The organism is Aeromonas sp. 602200 (genome assembly GCF_049173895.1).
Classification (GTDB): domain Bacteria; phylum Pseudomonadota; class Gammaproteobacteria; order Enterobacterales; family Aeromonadaceae; genus Aeromonas; species Aeromonas veronii_A.
Map to the genome: position 1 here is coordinate 67594 of NZ_JAAKSL010000001.1, position 18781 is coordinate 86374.

Below are 18781 nucleotides of genomic sequence, written 5' to 3' on the forward strand. Positions count from 1 at the left end.
GTTTGGTTAATTGCACTGGGAAAAGTGTGAATTTTGCTACATAAAGGAACATATTGTGTTAACTAAAGGACTCATTAAAAACATCGGCTTCCAGGTTGTGGTCGCCATGGTACTGGGCGCAGTGGTCGGCGCGTTCATGGGTGAACAAGCCACCGTGTTTGCACCGCTCGGTACCCTGTTTATCCAGCTGATCAAGATGCTGGTGATCCCGCTGGTGGCGGTTGCCATCCTTTCCGGCGCCGCCAATCTGGGCGCCAGCCCGGCTGCGGGCAAGATCGGTGCGGCTACGCTGGCTTTCTTCCTCGTGACCTCAGCGTTGGCCGTGTTGCTGGCACTGGTGATGGGGCAGATCTTCAAGCCGGGTGTCGGGGTCGATTTCGCTTCCGTTGCCTCCATGTTTGGCGGTGACTATGCCGATAAAGGGGCGTTGCCGGATGCAGTCGCCACCTTGCTTGGCATGATCCCCACCAACGTCTTCAACTCCCTCAACGAAGCGAACATCCTGCAGATCCTGGTGTTCTGCATGTTCCTCGGCATTGCGCTGGCCAAACAGCCGCGCGAGCGGGCCAAGCCACTGGTCGATGGGCTCAATACCCTGGTGGATGCCTTCGTCTGGATGATCAACAAGGTGATGATCATCGCGCCGCTCGGGGTGTTCGGTCTGATGGCGGAAGCCATCGGTACCTATGGCTTCGATGTGCTGACCCTGGTACTCAAGCTGTTCGTGGTCTATGTGGCTGCCATCCTCATCTTCGGCTTCGTGGTCTATCCGCTGCTGGTGATGATGTTCTCCAACACGCCGGTAATGAAGTACCTCTCTGCCATGAAGAAGCCGCAGATCGTGGCCTTCTCCACCGCCTCTTCCATGGCGACCCTGCCGGTCAATATGGAGACCTGCGAGCATGATCTGAAAGTGACCAACGCGACCGCCTCCTTCGTGTTGCCGCTGGGTGCCACTATCAACATGAGCGGCAACGCCATCTATTACGGTCTGGTCGCCATCTTCTTCGCGCAGGTTTACAACATCGATCTGAGCGTCGGTGCCTGGGCGGCCATCATTGTGACCTCCACTTTGGGGGCGATCGGTCAGGCCGGTGTGCCGGGCCCAAGCTTCCTGGTGGTTGCCGTGCTGCTGGCGGCCGGGATCCCCATTGAAGGGTTGCCGCTGCTGTTCGCGCTGGATCGTCTGTTCGACATGATCCGCACCTCCCTCAATATCACCGGCGATGCGGCCTGTGCTGTCATTGTTGACCGTTTCAGCCCGGAATATGACCCGCAGCGCTGGAACAAGGCATAATTGCTTTGAACTGGGCTGAGATATAACAGCCCTAAGCTGATACTGCGTAACGCGAGCCCCTGCCATGATGGCGGGGGCTTTTTTATATCTGCCGGACAAGTATCAGAGCAAAGGTGTGCACAAGAGATTACTGACGGATGTAGCTGTGTTGAATGGAGAGTACAGGAGGGGAAAACATCAGTTGTGGGCATGGGCCTTGTGACGGATAGCTGCCTGTGTGTCCGCCGGGGCAATGGGGTTGTCAAAGACAGGTAACAAAAAGGGGAGCCTTGCTCCCCTCGGATATGATCTGCTGCTGGTTCTACTCCATCAGGCCATATGGTTAAACCATCCTGGTTACACCCTTGTGGCGAAAGAAACAGCGTCAACGTGATGAAATCATATCTATGTTGACCATCTCGGCATTGTCACTGAAAAGCGCCAGTTGGTGGCGATTAAACAGACATGGCAAAGAGGGTCGGTCCGGATTGATGCCTCTCTATCCGGCTCAGAACTGTGACAGTGAGGGCAGAGAGACAGCAACCAGGGTGAAAAACACCGTGAAAACGGCAGTAACGACAAACTCTTTCATTTTTCTCTCCCTAAGTTGTTGGTTGATGTAGTCAAGATACCATAACAAGGGGGTAAAACAAGGTGTAAATTGATAAAATGGCCACTTTATGTTTTTGGTTGGTTGAGATGGCTGTTTTTGTCATATTGAGCTGATTTTATAACCTCATCTGGCGGGGTTAGCATTTAAGATTCTGTTTTTATGATTATTTCATTTAAATTCAATTGGTTGGTGAGCTGCTGGTTGGCTTGATGATGGGTTTTTTATGGATCCTTAGTGGCTTTTTATAAGTTTTCACCCTTGCAACAGTGTCATTGAAGCCATAAAAAGTGTGTAAGGCCATGCTTTGACGATTCCTGACGTAGATAGCCCATCCAAAAGAAGTCTATGGAGACAATCTGGTCGCCAGCCCTTGTCGTACAATCACTTTATCAGTCCGGAGTCTCCGCATTTTTACAGCAATAGACTGGGTTCATTGGGAGGAGAGCGGTGCATCGGGGGGATACAGAGTGGCAGCTGGCTGTTTTATCACCGCCAATTTTCCCGCCGGCCTCGGAATAGACATGGCCGCAGCAAGAGTGAGGAGCATAATCGGCTAGAGGCGTATTCTCTGGCTGGGCTGGGCTGGGCTGGGCTGGGCTGGGCGCGAGTAGCGATTTGCGTAGCCGGTGCATCTGCGTGAATCATGTGAGTGCAATACGAGAACTGCGCCGGAGCATGGTTGGGGAAGATATCTGAATCCCTTCTGCAAGATTGAGATATAAAAAGCGGCGTATGACGAGGAGGCTGAACAAACTGGTTTCAGGGGCGACAGAGCGCAGGTCAACGCAATCCGGTTCGCAGTGATAAAACATCCACGACAATATCGGAACTCTGTTCGTAGGATGAAGCCGGTTGCTGTGAGGAGGGGAAGGTTAATGATCAACCAGATGGCGCAAGGGTTGGTAATCAGGCAACCCGTATGGTGAGGGGTACACAGCGTGCCGATGCACCCGTTTTTGCAAGATATTAAAAAACCCTCCGATGGAGGGTTTTTGTCATCAACAGCCGGTAAAAAGCCGCGAGGCTTAGAACAGGGTGGTGGAGAGGTTGTACAGCTCCTGATCGAACGGACGCTTCATGTTCTCGATGCAGTCGATGATGTCGTGGTGTACCAGCTCGTTGCGCTGGATACCGACGCAGCGGCCACCGTGGCCGGCCAGCAGCTGCTCAACGGCGTAAGCACCCATACGGCTGGACATGATGCGGTCACGAGCAGTCGGGGCTCCGCCACGCTGGATATGACCCAGGATGGTGGCGCGGGTTTCACGACCGGTCAGGGCTTCGATGTCCTTGGCCAGCGCGTTCACGTCGGTAACGTGCTCGCAGATGGTGATGATGGCGTGTTTCTTGCCCTTGGCTTCGCCTTCCTTGATCTGCTTGAGCAGCTTCTCTTTGTCGAAGGCTACTTCCGGCACGATCACATACTCGGCACCACCGGCAACGGCGGCAGACATGGCCAGATCGCCACAGTGGCGGCCCATGATCTCGACCACGGAGATACGGTGGTGGGAGCTGCAGGTATCACGCAGACGGTCGATGGCGTCAACCACCACGTTCAGAGCGGTATCAAAACCGATGGTGAAGTCGGTACCGGCGATGTCGTTGTCGATGGTGCCCGGCAGGCCGATGCAGGGGAAACCCTCTTCGGTCAGCTTCTTGGCACCCATATAGGAGCCGTCACCACCTATGACGACCAGCGCATCGATACCGTGTTTTTTCAGATTTTCGATCGCTTCGGCGCGCACTGCGGGGTCTTTGAAAGCAGGGAAACGGGCGGAGCCGAGGAAAGTACCACCACGGTTCACCACGTCGGAGACGCTGTGACGCTCCAGCTTGACGATGCGATCCTGGTGCAGGCCGAGGTAGCCATCATAAATACCGTAAACTTCCAGGCCATGATGCAAACCGGCGCGAACCACGGCGCGAATGGCTGCGTTCATACCGGGTGCGTCGCCACCACTGGTCAAAACACCAATACGTTTGATTTGTTTGGTCATGAGTGCCTCTGGATCTGAGTTGTCAAATACGAATGTTTAAATAGACAAGCCACTTTTACTATATCGGCTTTCATATGGGATGCGGGGGCCACCATAGGAAAAGCGATACAAGAGAGGGGACGAGCCCCCCTCTTTGCCGTAATCAGCGATTACTTGGCTGCGCCAGCGATGATCTGGGAGAAGTCGTCCACTTTCAGGGACGCACCACCGACCAGGCCACCGTCGATGTCCGGCTGACCGAACAGGTCGGCTGCAGTGGCGCCAGTGACGGAACCGCCGTACAGGATCTGTACTTTGGCAGCAACAGCGGCATCAAAACCGGACAGGTACTGACGGATGTGAGCGTGAACGGACTGAGCGATCTCCGGAGTGGCAGTCTTGCCAGTACCGATGGCCCATACCGGCTCGTAAGCGATAACGGCGTTGTTGAAGGAGGCGATACCGCAACGGTCGATAACGGCTTTCAGCTGGGTCTCAACCACGTTCTTGGTCACGCCGGCTTCGAACTGCTCCAGAGTTTCCCCGATGCACAGAACCGGGATCAGGCCGCCTTTCTGGATGGCTTCGTACTTGGCTGCAACCACGTCGTCGGTCTCTGCGTGCAGGGTACGACGCTCGCTGTGGCCGACCAGAGAGTAGGTGCAACCAAAGGCTTTCAGCATGGAGGGGGCGTTTTCGCCGGTGAAGGCGCCAGACTCGTGTACGTCAGCGTTCTGGGCACCGTAGGCAATCTTGCTGCCAGCGGTCAGTTGCTCAACCAGACCCAAAAAGATAACCGGCGGGCAGACGGCGACTTGCACAGAAGGATGAGCGGCAGCAGCCGGGGTCAGTCCTTTGATCAGAGCTTCTACAGAAGCCTTGGTGCCGTTCAGTTTCCAGTTACCCATTACCAGGTGCTGTCTCATCTTGTATATCTCCTAGGCATTTGATTGCGCGACATTATATGAATTGAACCGAGCCCAAGATAGCTGACCCGGCGGCAAATGACGTAATTTTTTTTCGCTTTCCTGATCCAAATCAGGAATGAAACGCTTGATCGCTCATTCGTTAACCTGCCCCCGCAAGCGAGCCCACCATACCCCAATCCATTCGTGGATGGCAGCTTCGGAATACATCAGATAACGCCCTTTGGGTAAATAACTGTAGAGGGGCTGGGGTACCTGGCTCTGCTTGGCGGTGTAATCGGTGGGGGCCGGCACTGCATTGAGTCCCTGACCTTGATAGAGGGCCATGGCTCGTGGCAAATGAGTGGCCGAACTGACCAGCGCCACCTCTTTTCCCTTGAGGTGGCGGCTGATACTGACCGCCTCATCATGAGTGTCTTTGTTGTTTTCAAACAACGTCATCCGCGAACGGGGTATGCCGAGGCTCTCGGCCATCCGGGCATTGACCTCGGCATTGGAGAGGGTATCCCCCGACACATAGCCGGAGAAAACCAGCTCGGCTTCGGGATAGGCCTCGGCGAGGCGCACCCCTTCGAGAGTCCGTGCCAGCGAGATATTGTTCTGCCAACTGCGCATCGGCACCGCCGGGTCGCTGACATGACCATTGCCGAGCACCACGATGGCGTCGATGTTGGGATGCTGGCTCACCTCGAACGGCGGGAAGGTTTGCTCCAGCCCGCGGGCCAGTTCGTAGCTCACCGGCCGCATTCCCAGCAGGGCGACCAGCAGCAGCGACAGAGTCGCCAGCAGCTTGCCGGTTTTCTGAAAACGGGTGAACCAGAGCAGCAGCAGGGCGACCAGCAGCAAGGAGAGGGAGAAGGGGAGCGGCATCAACAGCTGACCAAGCCACTTTTTGAGCACAAACACGGCAGACACTTCCTTGAGTTTTCAGCAAATTCGGGATGTGACAGAATACCTCTCTTTTTTGGGATGGCCACAACCCTGTGGCGCTAATGTTGAGTTTCTCCTTGAAGCACGATCAGAGTTTTGACGGGCGCGCCGACAAGTTCGCCCGCAACATTTACGACTCCACCAAGGGGCGCATCCGCACCACCATTGTCTGGAGCGACATAGAAGCCTGCCTGGCCCGCCTTGGCAACCGACCGCTGCGCATCCTCGATGCGGGGGGCGGTTTTGGCTATTTCGCCCAGAAGCTGGCGGCCATGGGTCATCAGGTGGAGCTGTGCGATCTGTCAGTAGAAATGCTGGAACTGGCCCGCAGCCAGATCGCCGAGAAGGGGCTGGAAGACAAAATTCGTCTCATCCATTGCCCCATTCAGGATCTGAAGCAACACGTGACCGGGACCTTTGATCTGGTGCTCTGCCATGCGGTGCTGGAGTGGCTTGCCGAGCCGCGCCAGACCTTGCTGGGTCTGTTCCCTTTCGTCAATGCCGGGGGCATACTGTCGCTGCTTTTTTACAACCGTCATGGTTTGCTCTTCCAGAGCCTGGTGGTGGGCAATTTTGACTATGTGCGCCTTGGTCTTCGCAAGAAGCGCCAGACCGCGCTTACGCCCACCAATCCCCAGCTGCCGGAGCAGGTCTATGACTGGATTGGTCGCGGGGGGCTGCGCATCATCGGCAAGACCGGGGTGCGGGTGATCCACGACTATATGCGTCACAAGCAGGATCAGGTGGAGAAGTTCGACGATCTGCTGGCCATGGAGCAGCAATATTGCCGTCAGGAGCCTTTTGTCTCCCTCGGTCGCTATATCCATGTGATGGCCCAGAAGCCGGCCAGCTGATTGCTCGCGGTTCACGTCGATGTGAACCATGTTTTCGATGCTACCGGATGTAGCCGCGCGCACGATTTTGCGCCCAATACAACAACGAGATGACAACATCATGATGAGTACATCCCGTACCCTGCCCGAAATGGTGGGATGGGTCAGGCAGGAGGGGTTGGCGTTGAGCCTGCCCACCGATCGGCTGGCCTTTCTGATTGCAATCAAGACGCTATCCGAAGATGAGTCGGACCTGTCGGAAGCAGCACTGCACGACGCTTTTGGCTATGTCAGCAGCGCCTTCGGCCAGATGGACGAGACCCTCACCGGTCGCGCCAACAACGCCATCAACGATCTCATTCGCCAGCAGTTGCTGTCGCGTTTCAACACCGACATGGTGGCGGGGGAGAGCCTCTACCGCCTGTCTCGCCTGGGCGTGAGCATCGTCGACTTCTTTATGGATCAGCGTCAGGTTGACTCCATCAAGCTCTCCATTCTGCTCGAGCACCTGGCTTCCGAGCTCGACACCGCCCGCAAGGCGGCGCTCGAGACCAACACCCGCGAGCAGTGGGATGCCGAGGTGCTGCCGCGCCTCACCTTCTCGCTGGAAGAGACGCTGGGGCGCATCGATCTCACCCAGCGCGCCATGGATGAACAGCAGAATCAGGTCAAGAGCGAGATTGCGGCCCTGCTGACCCAGAACTGGGTCGATGCCATTCACAGCTGCGAAAAGCTGCTGCACGAGACCGGCCAGACCCTACGCGAGCTGCAGGATACCCTGGACGCTGCCGGCCACCGCCTGCAGGCTGGGCTGCTCAACATTCAGGAAGCGGCGCAGGGGCGCGACGATCTGTTCCACGTCGAGGAGCTGACTCACGCCTTGCAAGGGCGCCTTGACGTCATCACCAGCTGGGGTCAGCAGTGCATCGAGCTCTGGTCCCGCTACGACAGGCACGTCCACAAATTTATCCGCAACGCCATCGACATGGACAAGAACCGCGCCTTCAGCCAGCGGCTGCGCGAGTCCATCCGCAATTTCGAGCAGCACAACTGGCAGCTGCGGGTGGCCGAAGAGCCCCGTCTGCTGGAGCTGCGCGACGAAACCATCGCCATCCATGACGAGGAGGTGACCGGCGAGGTGCCCCTCGAGATGGAGTACGTCGAGATGGTGGACATCAACCAGGAGCTGGCCGAGCGTATCGAGCGCTATCTGGCCCGCTACCCCGAGCAGGGGCAGCAGCTGGACTTGGCCGATGTGCTGCGCGAATACCTGCTGGACTACCCGGCTCATGCCCACTTCGATGTGGCGCGTCTTCTGATCGACCAGGCCGTGCGCCTGGGCCATGCCAGCGGCGAGCGCGAACTGCATCGCCAACCCGCATGGAAACCCATTAACCAAGCTGGATCCAAGGTTCAGGCCTATGTCATTGATCAATTCTGAGTTTCCCTTGCCGCTGCGCCTCGCAGAGGCGATTGCCAACCCCTTGTTTCCGCGCATCGACACCGCCTTGCGCTCCGGCCGCCACATCAGTGCCGACGAGTTCGAGCAGCATTCGGCGCTGGTCGAATATCACAGCGAGCTGGAGATCTTCTACGGTCGCTATCAGGTGGAGCTGATCAAGGCGCCGGAAGGCTTCTTTTACCTGCGCCCGCGCCCGAGCTCCGACATCGGCACCACTGTGCTCTCCGAGCTCGATATGCTGGTGGGCAAGGTGCTCTGCTACCTCTACCTGAGTCCGGATCGTCTCGCCTCGGAAGGGGTATTCGCCATGGCTGAGCTGCAGGAAGAGGTGCTGAGCCTCGCCGACGAGAAGCAGCTGCTGCGGATGGTCAACAGCCGCTCCGGCGGTACCGATCTCGACAAGAAAAAGTTGCTCGAAAAGATCCGTACCTCCATGCGCCGTCTGCGCCGCCTTGGCATGATCACCGCTCTTGGCAATGGCGATAAATTTCGGGTCAACGAATCGGTGTTCCGTTTCGCCGCCGACGTGCGCTCCGATGAAGATCCGCGTGCCGTCCAGCTGCGGATGATCCAGGAGGGTGAAGCCATCTTCCACGACGACGAAATGCCGAGCAGCGACTCGCTCTTTGATGACATCGAGGCGGATCTCGATGAAGAACAACTGGATCTGGAGGTATAACCGGTGCGAGGCAAGTTCAAATCCCTGACCATGGTCAACTGGAACGGCTTCTTTGCCCGGACCTTCGATCTCGACCAACTGGTCACCACTCTTTCCGGCGGCAACGGCGCGGGCAAGTCCACCACCATGGCGGCCTTTATCGCAGCGCTCATCCCTGACCAGTCACTGCTCCATTTCCGCAATACCACGGAAGCGGGATCGAGCAGCGCCTCCCGTGACAAGGGGCTCTACGGCAAGCTGCAGCGCGGGCACTGCTATTCCCTGCTGGAAGTGATGAACAGCCGCGAACAGCGGATCTGGGTCGGCGTTCACCTCGAGCAGGTGGCCAACCGCGACAACAAGGTCAACATCACCCCGTTTGCGCTGGTGGATGTGCCGGAGAATCTGGCGCCGACCGATCTGCTGCTGGAGAAGCTCGATGGCGGCAAGGGGCGGGTACGCGCCTTTACCGACCTGAAAGGGGCGGCCGCCGAGCTGGGGGCGTTGAAAGTCGCCAAATTCAATACGGTGACCGACTATCACAACTTTATGTTCGAGTTCGGCATCACCCCGAAGAAGCTGCGTGATCAAAAAGATCGCGGCAAGTTCTATCGCCTGATCGAAGCCTCCCTCTACGGCGGCATCTCCTCGTCCATCAGCCGTTCCCTGCGCGAATACCTGCTGCCGGAGAACTCCGGGGTGCGCAAGGCGTTTGCAGACATGGAGGCGGCCATCTATGAAAACCGCCGCACGCTGGAGGCCATCAAGGAGACCCAGGGTCAGCGGGATCTGTTCAAGAACCTGATCACCGAGACCACCCACTATGTGGCCGCCGACTATGTGCGCAATGCCGCCGAGAAGAGCCGCCTCTCCGAGCTGGCCCTCAAGGCGCGCCAGGAGCTGGCCGACAAGCGCCGTATTCTGGCCGAAGAGAAGCAGCGCGCCATCTATCTGGCCGACGAGGTGGAGCAGCTCACCAACCGCGAAAAATTGCTGACCGACGAGCTGGAGTCTGCCTCCGAGCATCTGGCCAAGGTGATGGCGGCTGTCAGCTTGCAGAAGAAGATCGAAATGTATCGCGCCGATCTGGCGGATCTCTCTGACAAACTCGAACAGCAGCAGGCGGTAGTGGAAGAGATCCACAGCCAGCTGCTGGAAGTGGAAGAGCGCAAGGAGCTGGCGCAGGCAGAAGTCGACAGCCTCAAGACCCAGCTGGCCGACTACCAGCAGGCGCTCGATATCCAGCAGACCCGCGCCATCCAGTACCGTCAGGCGGTGCAGGCCCTCGATGCTGCCCGCGAGCAGTGCGAGTTGCCGGGGCTGACCGCCGAACAGGCGAGCGACACCCTGCATCAGTTCCGCGCAGCCGAGCAGAGCCTCACCAGCCGGGTGCTGGGGGCCGAGCAACAGCTGGCACTGGCCAAGGCGGCGGTGGCCGAGCACGAAGCGGCGTTGGCGCTGCTGCTCAGCATCGCCCCGGAGACAGTGCGCGAGGCCGCCTGGCCCACCGCGCAGGCGCTGCTCAAGCGTCATATCGAAGACAAGGCTCGCATTGCCCAGGGGCAGGGGCTGCGCGCCGCGCTGGCTCGCCTCGAGAAAGAGAGCGAAAGCCAGAAGAGTCTCTTCAAGCTGCGTGACGAGCTGCAGCAGGCCTCTGGCCAGCTGATTGCCAACAGCGATGAGCTGGAGATCTTCCTCGAAGCCCAGCGCACCCGTCAGGAGGAGCTCTCCGAGCAGCAGGCGGAGGTGAACCAACGCCGCGCCAGCCTCGAGCATCAGGGCACCCAGCTGGGTCGTGATATTGCGGAGCTGACCAAGCTGGCGCCGCGCTGGCTCAAATCCTTTGAAAAACTCGAGCAGCTGCGCGAGCAGAGCGGTCTGCCGCTCTCCACCGCTGAAGAGCTTTCGGCCGGTATGCAGACAGTGCTCGACAAGGAGCGCGAGTTCGAACAGGAGAGCAACCGCATCGCGGCGCAGAAACAGGCGCTGGAGCTGCAAATTCGCAACCTGCAGCTGGGGGCTGGTGAGGCAGATCCGCGGCTGGCTCGCATCGCCGAGCAGGTGGGGGGCGTGCTGCTCTCCGATGTCTATGACGATATCTCCATCGACGATGCCCCTTACTACTCCGCGCTCTACGGCCCGGCTCGCAGCGCCCTGGTGGTGCTCGACCTCGAAGGTGTCATCGAGCGGCTGAAAAAGCTGGAAGATTGCCCGGAAGATATTTACCTGATTCAGGGCAACCCCGACTCCTTTGACGAGGATCTGGTGGAAGCGGATGAGCTGGGGGACGCCGTGCTGGTGCGCACCAGCAAGCGTCAGGTGCGCTTCTCCCGCTACCCCGAGCTGCCGCTGTTTGGCCGTGCAGCCCGGGAAAAACGGATCGAGCAGCTCGACCTTGAGCGTGAAGGGCTGATCGAGGGTTACGCCAAGGCCGCCTTCGAGCAGCAGAAGTACCACCGTCTCTACGGTCACTTCCGCGACTTTATCGGCCAGCATCTGGATATCGCCTTCCGCCCCGACCCCGAAGCCGAAGTGCAGGCCAAACAGGCCGAGCTGCGCGCGCTGCAAGGTGCCATCGGTGAGTGCGACAAGCAGCTGAGTGATGCCAAAGCGGCCGCCGCCCAGCTGACCCGCCATATCCAGCTGGTGCAGGGGATGCTGCCCTTTGCCCACCTGTTTGCCGAGACTGATCTGGCGGCCCGCCTCGAGGCGGCTCACGCCGATGTGGAAGCCCTGAAACAGGCCGAAGCCTTTATCGCCAAACACGGCAAGTCGCTGGAGAAGCTGGAAACCATGGTGCAGGTACTGCGTCAGGATCCGCAGGATCTGGCCGCGCTGCAGGCTGCCTACGATGAGGTGAGCGACCTGCTGGCCGAGCAGAAGCGCCGTTGCTACGCCCTCGATCAGCTGGTGGCCCGTCTGCCGCACTTTGCCTATCAGGATGCGCAAGACCTGCTGGGCAAGGCCTCTGAAATGAGCGAGCGACTCAAAGAGAAGCTCAAGGCGGCCGAGCTTGCCGCCCGCACCGCCGGCGAGCAGCACAAGCAGATTGCCCAGCGTCACACCGAGGCGCTACAACTGCGCACGGCGCTTAACTCCAGCGTCGAGGCCAAGCGCCAGACCCTGACCGAGTTCGAGCAGGAGCTGGCGGCCATGGGGCTGACCCTCTCTGACGATATGGAAGAGAAGGCGCGTGCCCACAAGAAAGAGATTGAAGAGCTGCTGATCCGCACCCGTTCCCGTCGCACCAGCGCCGAGGCCCAGTTGCAGGTCACCAAGCGCGAGATCGAATCCCTTGGCGGTCGTCTCAAGCTGGAAGGCAAGGATTACTACAGCGCCCGTAAATCTCTGGTGGGGCACAAGGCGAGCTGGTCGCGGGTAGTGCGGCTGGCGCGGGAGACCGACGTCGAGAAGCGCCTCAACAAGCGTGAACTGGCTTATCTTGACAGCGACGAGCTGCGCTCCATGTCGGACAAGGCCCTCGGCGCCCTGCGGGTGGCTGTGGCCCACGACGAGGCCCTGCGCGATGCGCTGCGTCTCTCTGAGGGCAACCGTAGCACCGAACAGAAGGTCGCCTTCTACGTGCAGGTCTACCGCTACCTCAAAGATCGCATTCGCAACGACATCATCCGCTCCGATGATCCGGTGGAAGCGATCGAGGAGATGGAGATCGAGCTGGCCCGTCTGGCCGATGAGCTCAAGCAGCGGGAAACCCATCTGTCGCTCTCCTCCCACGAGGTGGCGGCCAAGATCACCAACATCATCCGCCGCGAGCAGAACCGCATCCGGGTGCTCAACCAGGGCTTGCAGAACATCGCCTTCGGTCTGGTGCGCGGGGTGCGTCTCAACGTCAATATCCGCGAGGCCCATACCCGTCTGCTGACGGCGCTGGCCGATCAAACCGCCATGCACAACGATCTGTTCGCCGACAAGGAGCTCAGCTTCTCCGAGGCGATGGCCAAGCTGTTCCAGCGCCTCAATCCGCAGATCGAGCAGGGGGATCGCAGCTATCAGGTGATGGGCGATGTGTTGCTCGACTATCGCAACTATCTGGAGCTGGAGATCGAGGTGCAGCGCGGCGCCGACGGCTGGCTGCGGGCCGAGAGCGGCGCGCTCTCCACCGGTGAGGCGATCGGTACCGGTCAGGCCATCCTCTTGATGGTGCTGATCAGCTGGGAGGAGGAGTCCCGCCGCCTGCGCGGCAAGGATATCGCCCCGTGCCGTCTGTTGTTCCTCGACGAAGCGGCCCGTCTGGATGGCAAATCCATCGCCACCCTGTTCGAGCTGTGCGAGCGGCAGGATATGCAGCTGCTTATCGCGGCGCCCGAGAACATCAGCCCCGAGAAGGGCACCACCTACAAGCTCATCCGCAAGGTGCAGGGCAAGCACGAGCATGTGCATGTGGTGGGCCTGCGTGGCTTCGGCTTTAGCGATGATAAGCTGATTGCCTGATAGGTAACGTATGAAAACGGGAGGCAGGCCTCCCGTTTTCAAAAGATTGAAGAGGGCTATTATGGTGATAGACAAAGATGTTGTTCTGCCAATTGTCACAGCCCTAGTCGGATTTCTGTCCGCTCAGTTCTATGCATTTATACAGGCTCGCATCAATAGAAATAGAATTAAAAATAATATGTTTCTTGAGCTTTCCGATATTGATGCTCAGTTAGAAAATGCACAATTAACTCTAGAGGGAAATATAAAGCATATCTGTAATAAAGAGTTTAGTGGTGCATTTCCAAGCAAGATAAGAGCTTGTGTTTTTAATGGTTTTTTTGTTGATGTCGCCATCCATCTTAATCGCTCCCAACGAGTATCATATCAAATCATTCATGGGTATTTGGATGATATTAATAATGAGTTGTCATATTTGGTTGGTGAAACTAGAGTTTTTAGAGATGAGGTTTTTAGTAACGGGGGAATAGAGCGAAGCAAGCTTAATATCTGGATGGATAGATATAGAACGATTTATACGAACATTTGCATGGCTCGTTGGCATATCAGACATCACATAGATAATAAAATAAATCCAGAGCTTCCTCTATCTGGTTGTGTTTATGATGAGTATCAGGTTTTTTGTAGGAATATTGATAAAACATTGAATGATTTCATACATGAAAGTATAGATAAATAATTTTCATGTTAGATGCTTTATTTAACAAGGATAATGTTATGCATAATAGAGTGGGCGAAATTCTAGTAATATCACTCTGTTTGCTACTTGTAGCCTGTAGCAGCCGTTATGACGAGCGTCACGGCGGTAGCTGGCGCGGCTATAGCGAGACCGGTTACGCCAGCTATTATGCCGACCGCTATCACGGTAAAAAGACCGCCAGCGGCGAGATCTATCGCAACAACCTCAATAGCGCCGCCCATATGGAATTGCCCTTTGGCTCCATGGTGCGGGTTACCAACCTCGCCAACGGCAAGAGTGTAGTGGTCAAGGTCAATGACCGCGGCGCCTTTAAAAGGGGGCGTATTATCGATCTCTCCAAATCAGCCTTTAGTGCCATCGGCAATATTCGTGACGGGATTATCAAAGTAAAGGTTGAAGTCCTTAGATAATTTTATTAGAAGGACATTGTTGTAAACGGCTTGCATGTATTATGTGAAAAGAGATTGGAAACTACTTTCCATTCTAAAAATGTGTTGTATTAGTTGCTCGATACGAAGAGTTCTATTTTCAACTTGAGTAAAATAAACATAGGTGCAGCTTTCATTTTTTTCATATTCTTCGAATGCTATTGGATGTGGGCATCCTTGTTCTGGATCAAAGTAATAGCAAGATAACCAATTAGGGTCCTTGGCTGAAACTGCGTTACCCACCCCAACATTGTTGTTGACTGACAACTTTAGCTCTTGGTTAACACACAGTTGGTTATTTTTGTCATGACAGCGCAGGCCATAATGTAGCCATGAATACACATTTATGTAGGTCCATATACTCTTGAAACTATCTTCATATATACAGTAGCGTATTCCAATGTTACGATGGTTTTTGCTTTTGAAAAAATATGCATGACAAATGTCATCTATATTACTTCCGCCATATATTTCAGGTTTCTTCCCTACAGAGATTAGTTTTGCATTCAGTTCGTTCCAAAACAATCTCATAATACGTTCTTGTGCATAAACGACCGCTTCAGATATCGATAAGGCAGCGAGCATTTTCTCAGTAGAACCAGCAATTTCGGTAGAGAGAGCAGGGATAAGGCTATTTTTATGAGTCAATTTTTCCACCAATGATAGATATTGATTAAGGGTTTGTTTTACTACTGACTCGTTAGGCGCCTGTGCTACGCATTTCTGAAGCCATGTTAAAATGTGTATATCAAAAGAAATACAATTGATATGTTCTATTGGTAGTTTTCCTAAACTATATAGTGATGGTTCTTTACCATTTAAAGTGAGATAAAATATTGATACCCTTTCATTATTTTTTGCACGAAAAAATAACTCATCATAATAGTCATTAAGTTGATTACATTGATCTCCAGCATCAATTTTCATTTCAATGCCGATCAGATGACTTTTGGTGCTGATGGTAAAATCTATCCTTCTTCCTGATCTAGTTAAATCCTCTCGTCGAACCTCTATGCTATGAGCATCGACATCCAAGTTGATTATTTCAAGAAGGGTCTTTACAGGAAAATAACCAAGATTGTGTGCACCTCTAGGATTTAATAGCTCATATATAAACCTTGAATGTGTACCGACCTCATCTTTTTCAATATTAAGGATGGAAAATAGATTGAAGTTTACACCATTATGAACGCTGGCCTTTTCATGTTCAACAATTGTTGAGTGTACTTTGTCAAGTAGACATTCTATCCTTGAGTTCAAGTATTCACCTGTGAGCACGGTAAGTGAAAGATAATATTATGTAGATACATTGTATACTTGCATAAATAATAAAAACTTGATCAACACGATGTTTATAAAACATTTGTATGTATAAATGTAACTGATGATACTCTGAACGAATTACCGTGTCGCCCTCTGAACCGTTTAACCAGAACGGCTGGAGCAGTGGACGCATGAGTGACAAGCATTAACTGAAAATGGTTGGCAGGACTATGTATATGGGGAGCAGGCAGAATGAAAGTGGCAAGATGGAATGTCAGGGCGCTGTTTAGCCGCAAGAGCAATGAGGTGCGGGGACGTTATGGGGTGAAGGACCTGCTGTTGCTGGGAACATTGTGGGTCGCACTTCCCGCATCAGCCGATGAAGAGCAGTTGCCGGCCGAATATCGCCCCTTTGTGCAGCAGTTGGTCGATGCGGCAGAAGCCCGGGATCATCAGGCCCTTGCCAACCAGATGAAGTATCCCTTCAAGCAGGAGTATCCCATTCCTGCCATCAAAACCCCGGCGGAGATGTTGACCCGTTTTGACGAGGTATTTGATGACGTCATTTTAACAAGCATCGCTACATCCCGGGTCGGGCAGGATTGGCAGACCATGGGCTGGCGCGGCATTATGCTGGGCAGTGGCGAGGTCTGGATGGATTTTGATGGCAAGGTGATCGGTATCAATCATCAGACGGCGCAGGCCGCCAAATTGAAAGCCGAGCTTATCGCCAGGCAGAAGAGCGATCTGCATCCCAGTGTGCGGGAGTACAAGAACCCCGCTTTGATGTGGCAGACCGAGAAATTTACCATCCGCATCGACGAGTTGGACGATGGCCATTATCGCTACGCCTCCTGGGCCAAGGGCAAGAAGCTCGCCGACAAGCCGGATCTGGTGCTGAAAAATGGCACCGTCAGGGTGGAGGGGACGGGGGGCAATCATACCTATCTCTTCACGAGCGGCCCCTATCGCTACGAGTGCGTCGTCACCATACTGGGTGAGCGAGGTGTGCCATCGGGTGAGCTGGTGGTCTATAAAGACGACGTCGAGATAGTGCATCAACCGGTGATCAAGGTGCTGTGACAGCAAATCCACATAAAGAGAGATCAAAGAGCGGCCAGGTGCCGCTCTTTTGCTTTCGAAAATAGAGAGATGAGCTGCGCTAGGTTTGTGGCACCCTGACCCCTTTATCGAGATAGAGGCTGCTGAAGTGGGCTCGGTGGGTGACAAACATCACCTGATGGCGGCTGCCGTCGGAGAGGATAATAAAATCCCCCGCCTGAGCGGGGCTTTGCAAGGTGATCTCCTGCTCGGGGGCGGTCAGGCGATCGACATCTTCCTTGAAGGTGAGGGTGTAAGAGTACATATGGCGCTCCACTGCTGGCTCATATCAAACACTCCGTTGAAGGTAGTTGCTGGCAAGGGGGCGCGCGGCGCCCGATTGGCGCTGTTAGACCAAATATCAGCGATGAGAACGTGCGTGGCTTCAGTCGGGTTGTTCTGCTGAGGTGCGCTTGAGGCGTTTACATCAAGGCCATTGGTATCAAAACGATGGTAAAGGGGCGAAAGGGGGATGAAAAAACCGCCTATTGGCGGTTTTTCTTATGCGGTGGGCCCTACTTCAGGGCCTTCTTCAGCTTCTTGATCTTGCCTTCATGCTTGGCAATTTTCTCAAGACGAGCGGCGATCTTCTTCTTGATCTCTTTCTTGCTTGCTTTGGCCATCGGTGGCGCTCCTTTGCAGTGGGGACACATCAAGTGTCAGTGTGGGTCTTCCCTTTGACGTCCCAGAGTGCCACAGGGCTCCTGTGTGAACCAGCATTCTGTTGCTTTAATAGCCAGTTCGCTATAACTGCAAGGGGCTGAGCCAGCGCAGCAGTTGCTGGCCAACCTGCGGGTTGGCGAGCAGGGCCATATGGCTGGTGCGATAGACAATCAGGGTATGGGCAGGAAGAAAAGCCAGCTGATGGCGCGCTTCGTTGTGCTGACCGAGGGCACTGCGTAGCGGCACCAGTCCATCGCCAATCAGCCGGTCGGCCAGCAGGCTGCGCTTGGCGGCAGTGGTCGCGGCGATGGCATAACAGTTGACGCTGCAGGGTAAGGGGAGTGGAACGCGGGGATCGCGCAAGGGCACGGCGGGGTCGGGTTGGGCCACTTCGTCGATCACCTTGCCGTGGCGCAGATCCTTGATGCCTGCACTGCGCAGCCGCGCCAGTCTGACGAAGGGTTCGCTGTAGGCGGTAGCGGGCAACAACTGTTCCAGCCAGTGACCTGCATGTTCGAGCGGTGCGCCGTGGTGTGGTGTGCCGAGAAATATCAGGTTGGCAAGGTGCGCAGGCCAGGTGAGCCCGGCCACGCCGGCATGGTGGCAGGCGCTGCGTGCAACCAGTCCCCCCATGCTATAGCCCATTATCGTTATCTCTTTGAGCTCTCCCGGCCAGTGGGCGAGCAACTGCTCCAGCAACAGAGCAAGTTGCTGCCCGTTTTGTGCGATGGGCAGGCCCGAGTTGTAGCGCAGGTAAAGAGGCTGATAGCCAAGCGCGTTGGCAAGTTGCTCCCCGTGATTGACCGGCTTGCCTTGATGCTCGGTCTGCCACTGTAGATCGTTCATGCAGAGGCCATGGATCATCAGCAGCACCCGTCCCTCGCGGGGTAGATCCTTTGGCATCGCTTGCCAATCGAGGGGCTTGCCCTGATAGCGCAGTGTCATGGGGGTGGCGAGGGCATTGTGGTGCTCGACCAGCTTGTCCCCCAACATGCCGTTGAGCGTGGCGATCAGGGCTGCACGTTTCGGGGTTTCGGGGATCTGGTGGGGCGGCGGTGTGGCTGGCAGGCTGCTGAGTAGTTGGTTGATACCGCTGCTTAGGGTGTTGGCGGTGCCATGTACCCCCTTGTAGACCAGCCCGGTGATCCCGGCTGTTTTTCCCTCATCCCGTCCCTTGAGCCCCATACCGCTCAGTACCGCCTGATGTACCGCTTCGGTGATCTCTACCGCGGCGGGCAGCGCCAGAGTCAGCAGGTGCGCCAGCTCGCGGATATCCGAAAGATGCCAGGAAGAGGATGGCAATGGGTCTGTGGCGTCGGTCATGGCAAGCCCTTGTGAAAGTGGGGGTCTCGTTGTCGTGTCGCGAAGAGCGCAACGTATCTCTATATCAAACCAGCTTGCGCCCTTTGTGGCGGGTTTACCAGTAACGGGCCATGCATGGCGGGGCTGATAAGAACCGCTTGCGAAGCCGGTCACGGTAATGACAGGGAAAATCACCTC

14 protein-coding genes are annotated in these 18781 nt (G+C 55.8%); 8 read left to right on the forward strand and 6 right to left on the reverse strand.

Annotated features, from left to right (window positions below):
- Positions 1-55: 55 nt before the first annotated feature.
- Positions 56-1297 carry a dicarboxylate/amino acid:cation symporter gene (locus G5221_RS00370; protein WP_005352303.1) on the forward strand — a complete coding sequence of 414 codons (1242 nt, stop codon included), beginning with the start codon at positions 56-58 and terminating at the stop codon, positions 1295-1297.
- Between the two features lie 1617 nt (positions 1298-2914).
- Here G5221_RS00370 and pfkA read toward each other — a convergent pair.
- The 3 genes from pfkA to elyC all read right to left on the reverse strand — a co-directional run bounded on the left by pfkA (position 2915) and on the right by elyC (position 5697).
- Positions 2915-3886 carry a 6-phosphofructokinase gene (gene pfkA, locus G5221_RS00375; protein ID WP_005336840.1) on the reverse strand — a complete coding sequence of 324 codons (972 nt, stop codon included), beginning with the start codon at positions 3884-3886 and terminating at the stop codon, positions 2915-2917.
- Positions 3887-4035: 149 nt separating this feature from the next.
- The gene (gene tpiA / locus G5221_RS00380) at positions 4036-4791 is read right to left on the reverse strand and encodes a triose-phosphate isomerase (protein ID WP_421251706.1); all 756 of its coding nucleotides are present in this window, start codon (positions 4789-4791) and stop codon (positions 4036-4038) included.
- Between the two features lie 135 nt (positions 4792-4926).
- Complete coding sequence (gene elyC, locus G5221_RS00385; protein ID WP_421262583.1) at positions 4927-5697, reverse strand: envelope biogenesis factor ElyC; 771 nt, start codon at positions 5695-5697, stop codon at positions 4927-4929.
- A 101-nt stretch (positions 5698-5798) separates the two neighbouring features.
- Between elyC and cmoM the strand changes: the two genes are divergently transcribed.
- From cmoM to G5221_RS00415, 6 genes are all read left to right on the forward strand, one after another.
- Positions 5799-6575, forward strand: coding sequence for a tRNA uridine 5-oxyacetic acid(34) methyltransferase CmoM (gene cmoM / locus G5221_RS00390; protein ID WP_421262584.1), 777 nt, complete (start codon positions 5799-5801; stop codon positions 6573-6575).
- A 100-nt stretch (positions 6576-6675) separates the two neighbouring features.
- The gene (gene mukF / locus G5221_RS00395) at positions 6676-7995 is read left to right on the forward strand and encodes a chromosome partition protein MukF (RefSeq protein WP_042030892.1); all 1320 of its coding nucleotides are present in this window, start codon (positions 6676-6678) and stop codon (positions 7993-7995) included.
- A complete protein-coding gene (mukE, locus tag G5221_RS00400; protein ID WP_005336835.1) occupies positions 7976-8695 on the forward strand; it encodes a chromosome partition protein MukE in 720 nt (239 codons plus the stop codon). Before mukF ends, mukE begins: the two co-directional genes overlap by 20 nt.
- A 3-nt stretch (positions 8696-8698) precedes the next feature.
- Positions 8699-13126, forward strand: coding sequence for a chromosome partition protein MukB (gene mukB, locus G5221_RS00405; protein WP_421262585.1), 4428 nt, complete (start codon positions 8699-8701; stop codon positions 13124-13126).
- A 61-nt stretch (positions 13127-13187) separates the two neighbouring features.
- Positions 13188-13805, forward strand: a complete 618-nt coding sequence (locus tag G5221_RS00410; RefSeq protein WP_216977741.1) for a hypothetical protein — start codon at positions 13188-13190, stop codon at positions 13803-13805.
- 38 nt (positions 13806-13843) lie between these two features.
- The gene (locus tag G5221_RS00415) at positions 13844-14236 is read left to right on the forward strand and encodes a septal ring lytic transglycosylase RlpA family protein (RefSeq protein WP_216977740.1); all 393 of its coding nucleotides are present in this window, start codon (positions 13844-13846) and stop codon (positions 14234-14236) included.
- Between the two features lie 39 nt (positions 14237-14275).
- On the opposite strand, the gene G5221_RS00420 is transcribed toward G5221_RS00415, so the two are convergent.
- Positions 14276-15514 carry a PD-(D/E)XK nuclease family protein gene (locus tag G5221_RS00420; protein WP_216977739.1) on the reverse strand — a complete coding sequence of 413 codons (1239 nt, stop codon included), beginning with the start codon at positions 15512-15514 and terminating at the stop codon, positions 14276-14278.
- A gap of 255 nt (positions 15515-15769) precedes the next feature.
- Here G5221_RS00420 and G5221_RS00425 point away from each other — a divergent pair, with 255 nt between their 5' ends.
- A complete protein-coding gene (locus G5221_RS00425) occupies positions 15770-16600 on the forward strand; it encodes a hypothetical protein (protein WP_216977738.1) in 831 nt (276 codons plus the stop codon).
- Between the two features lie 79 nt (positions 16601-16679).
- Here the strand turns inward: G5221_RS00425 and G5221_RS00430 are convergent, their stop codons facing one another.
- Together G5221_RS00430 and G5221_RS00435 are read right to left on the reverse strand one after the other, a co-directional pair.
- Complete coding sequence (locus G5221_RS00430) at positions 16680-16883, reverse strand: hypothetical protein (protein WP_416034981.1); 204 nt, start codon at positions 16881-16883, stop codon at positions 16680-16682.
- 479 nt (positions 16884-17362) lie between these two features.
- Positions 17363-18604, reverse strand: a complete 1242-nt coding sequence (locus G5221_RS00435; protein ID WP_421257712.1) for an esterase/lipase family protein — start codon at positions 18602-18604, stop codon at positions 17363-17365.
- Positions 18605-18781 lie beyond the last annotated feature (177 nt).

Excerpts from the sequence above, each read along its gene's own strand:
- G5221_RS00415 (WP_216977740.1), top strand. The coding sequence starts at position 13,844 with ATGCATAATAGAGTGGGCGAAATTCTAGTAATATCACTCTGTTTGCTA.
- mukE (WP_005336835.1), top strand. The coding sequence starts at position 7,976 with ATGTCATTGATCAATTCTGAGTTTCCCTTGCCGCTGCGCCTCGCAGAG.
- G5221_RS00435 (WP_421257712.1), bottom strand. The coding sequence starts at position 18,604 with ATGACCGACGCCACAGACCCATTGCCATCCTCTTCCTGGCATCTTTCG.
- pfkA (WP_005336840.1), bottom strand. The coding sequence starts at position 3,886 with ATGACCAAACAAATCAAACGTATTGGTGTTTTGACCAGTGGTGGCGAC.
- tpiA (WP_421251706.1), bottom strand. The coding sequence starts at position 4,791 with ATGAGACAGCACCTGGTAATGGGTAACTGGAAACTGAACGGCACCAAG.
- G5221_RS00410 (WP_216977741.1), top strand. The coding sequence starts at position 13,188 with ATGGTGATAGACAAAGATGTTGTTCTGCCAATTGTCACAGCCCTAGTC.
- mukF (WP_042030892.1), top strand. The coding sequence starts at position 6,676 with ATGATGAGTACATCCCGTACCCTGCCCGAAATGGTGGGATGGGTCAGG.
- G5221_RS00430 (WP_416034981.1), bottom strand. The coding sequence starts at position 16,883 with ATGTACTCTTACACCCTCACCTTCAAGGAAGATGTCGATCGCCTGACC.
- G5221_RS00425 (WP_216977738.1), top strand. The coding sequence starts at position 15,770 with ATGAAAGTGGCAAGATGGAATGTCAGGGCGCTGTTTAGCCGCAAGAGC.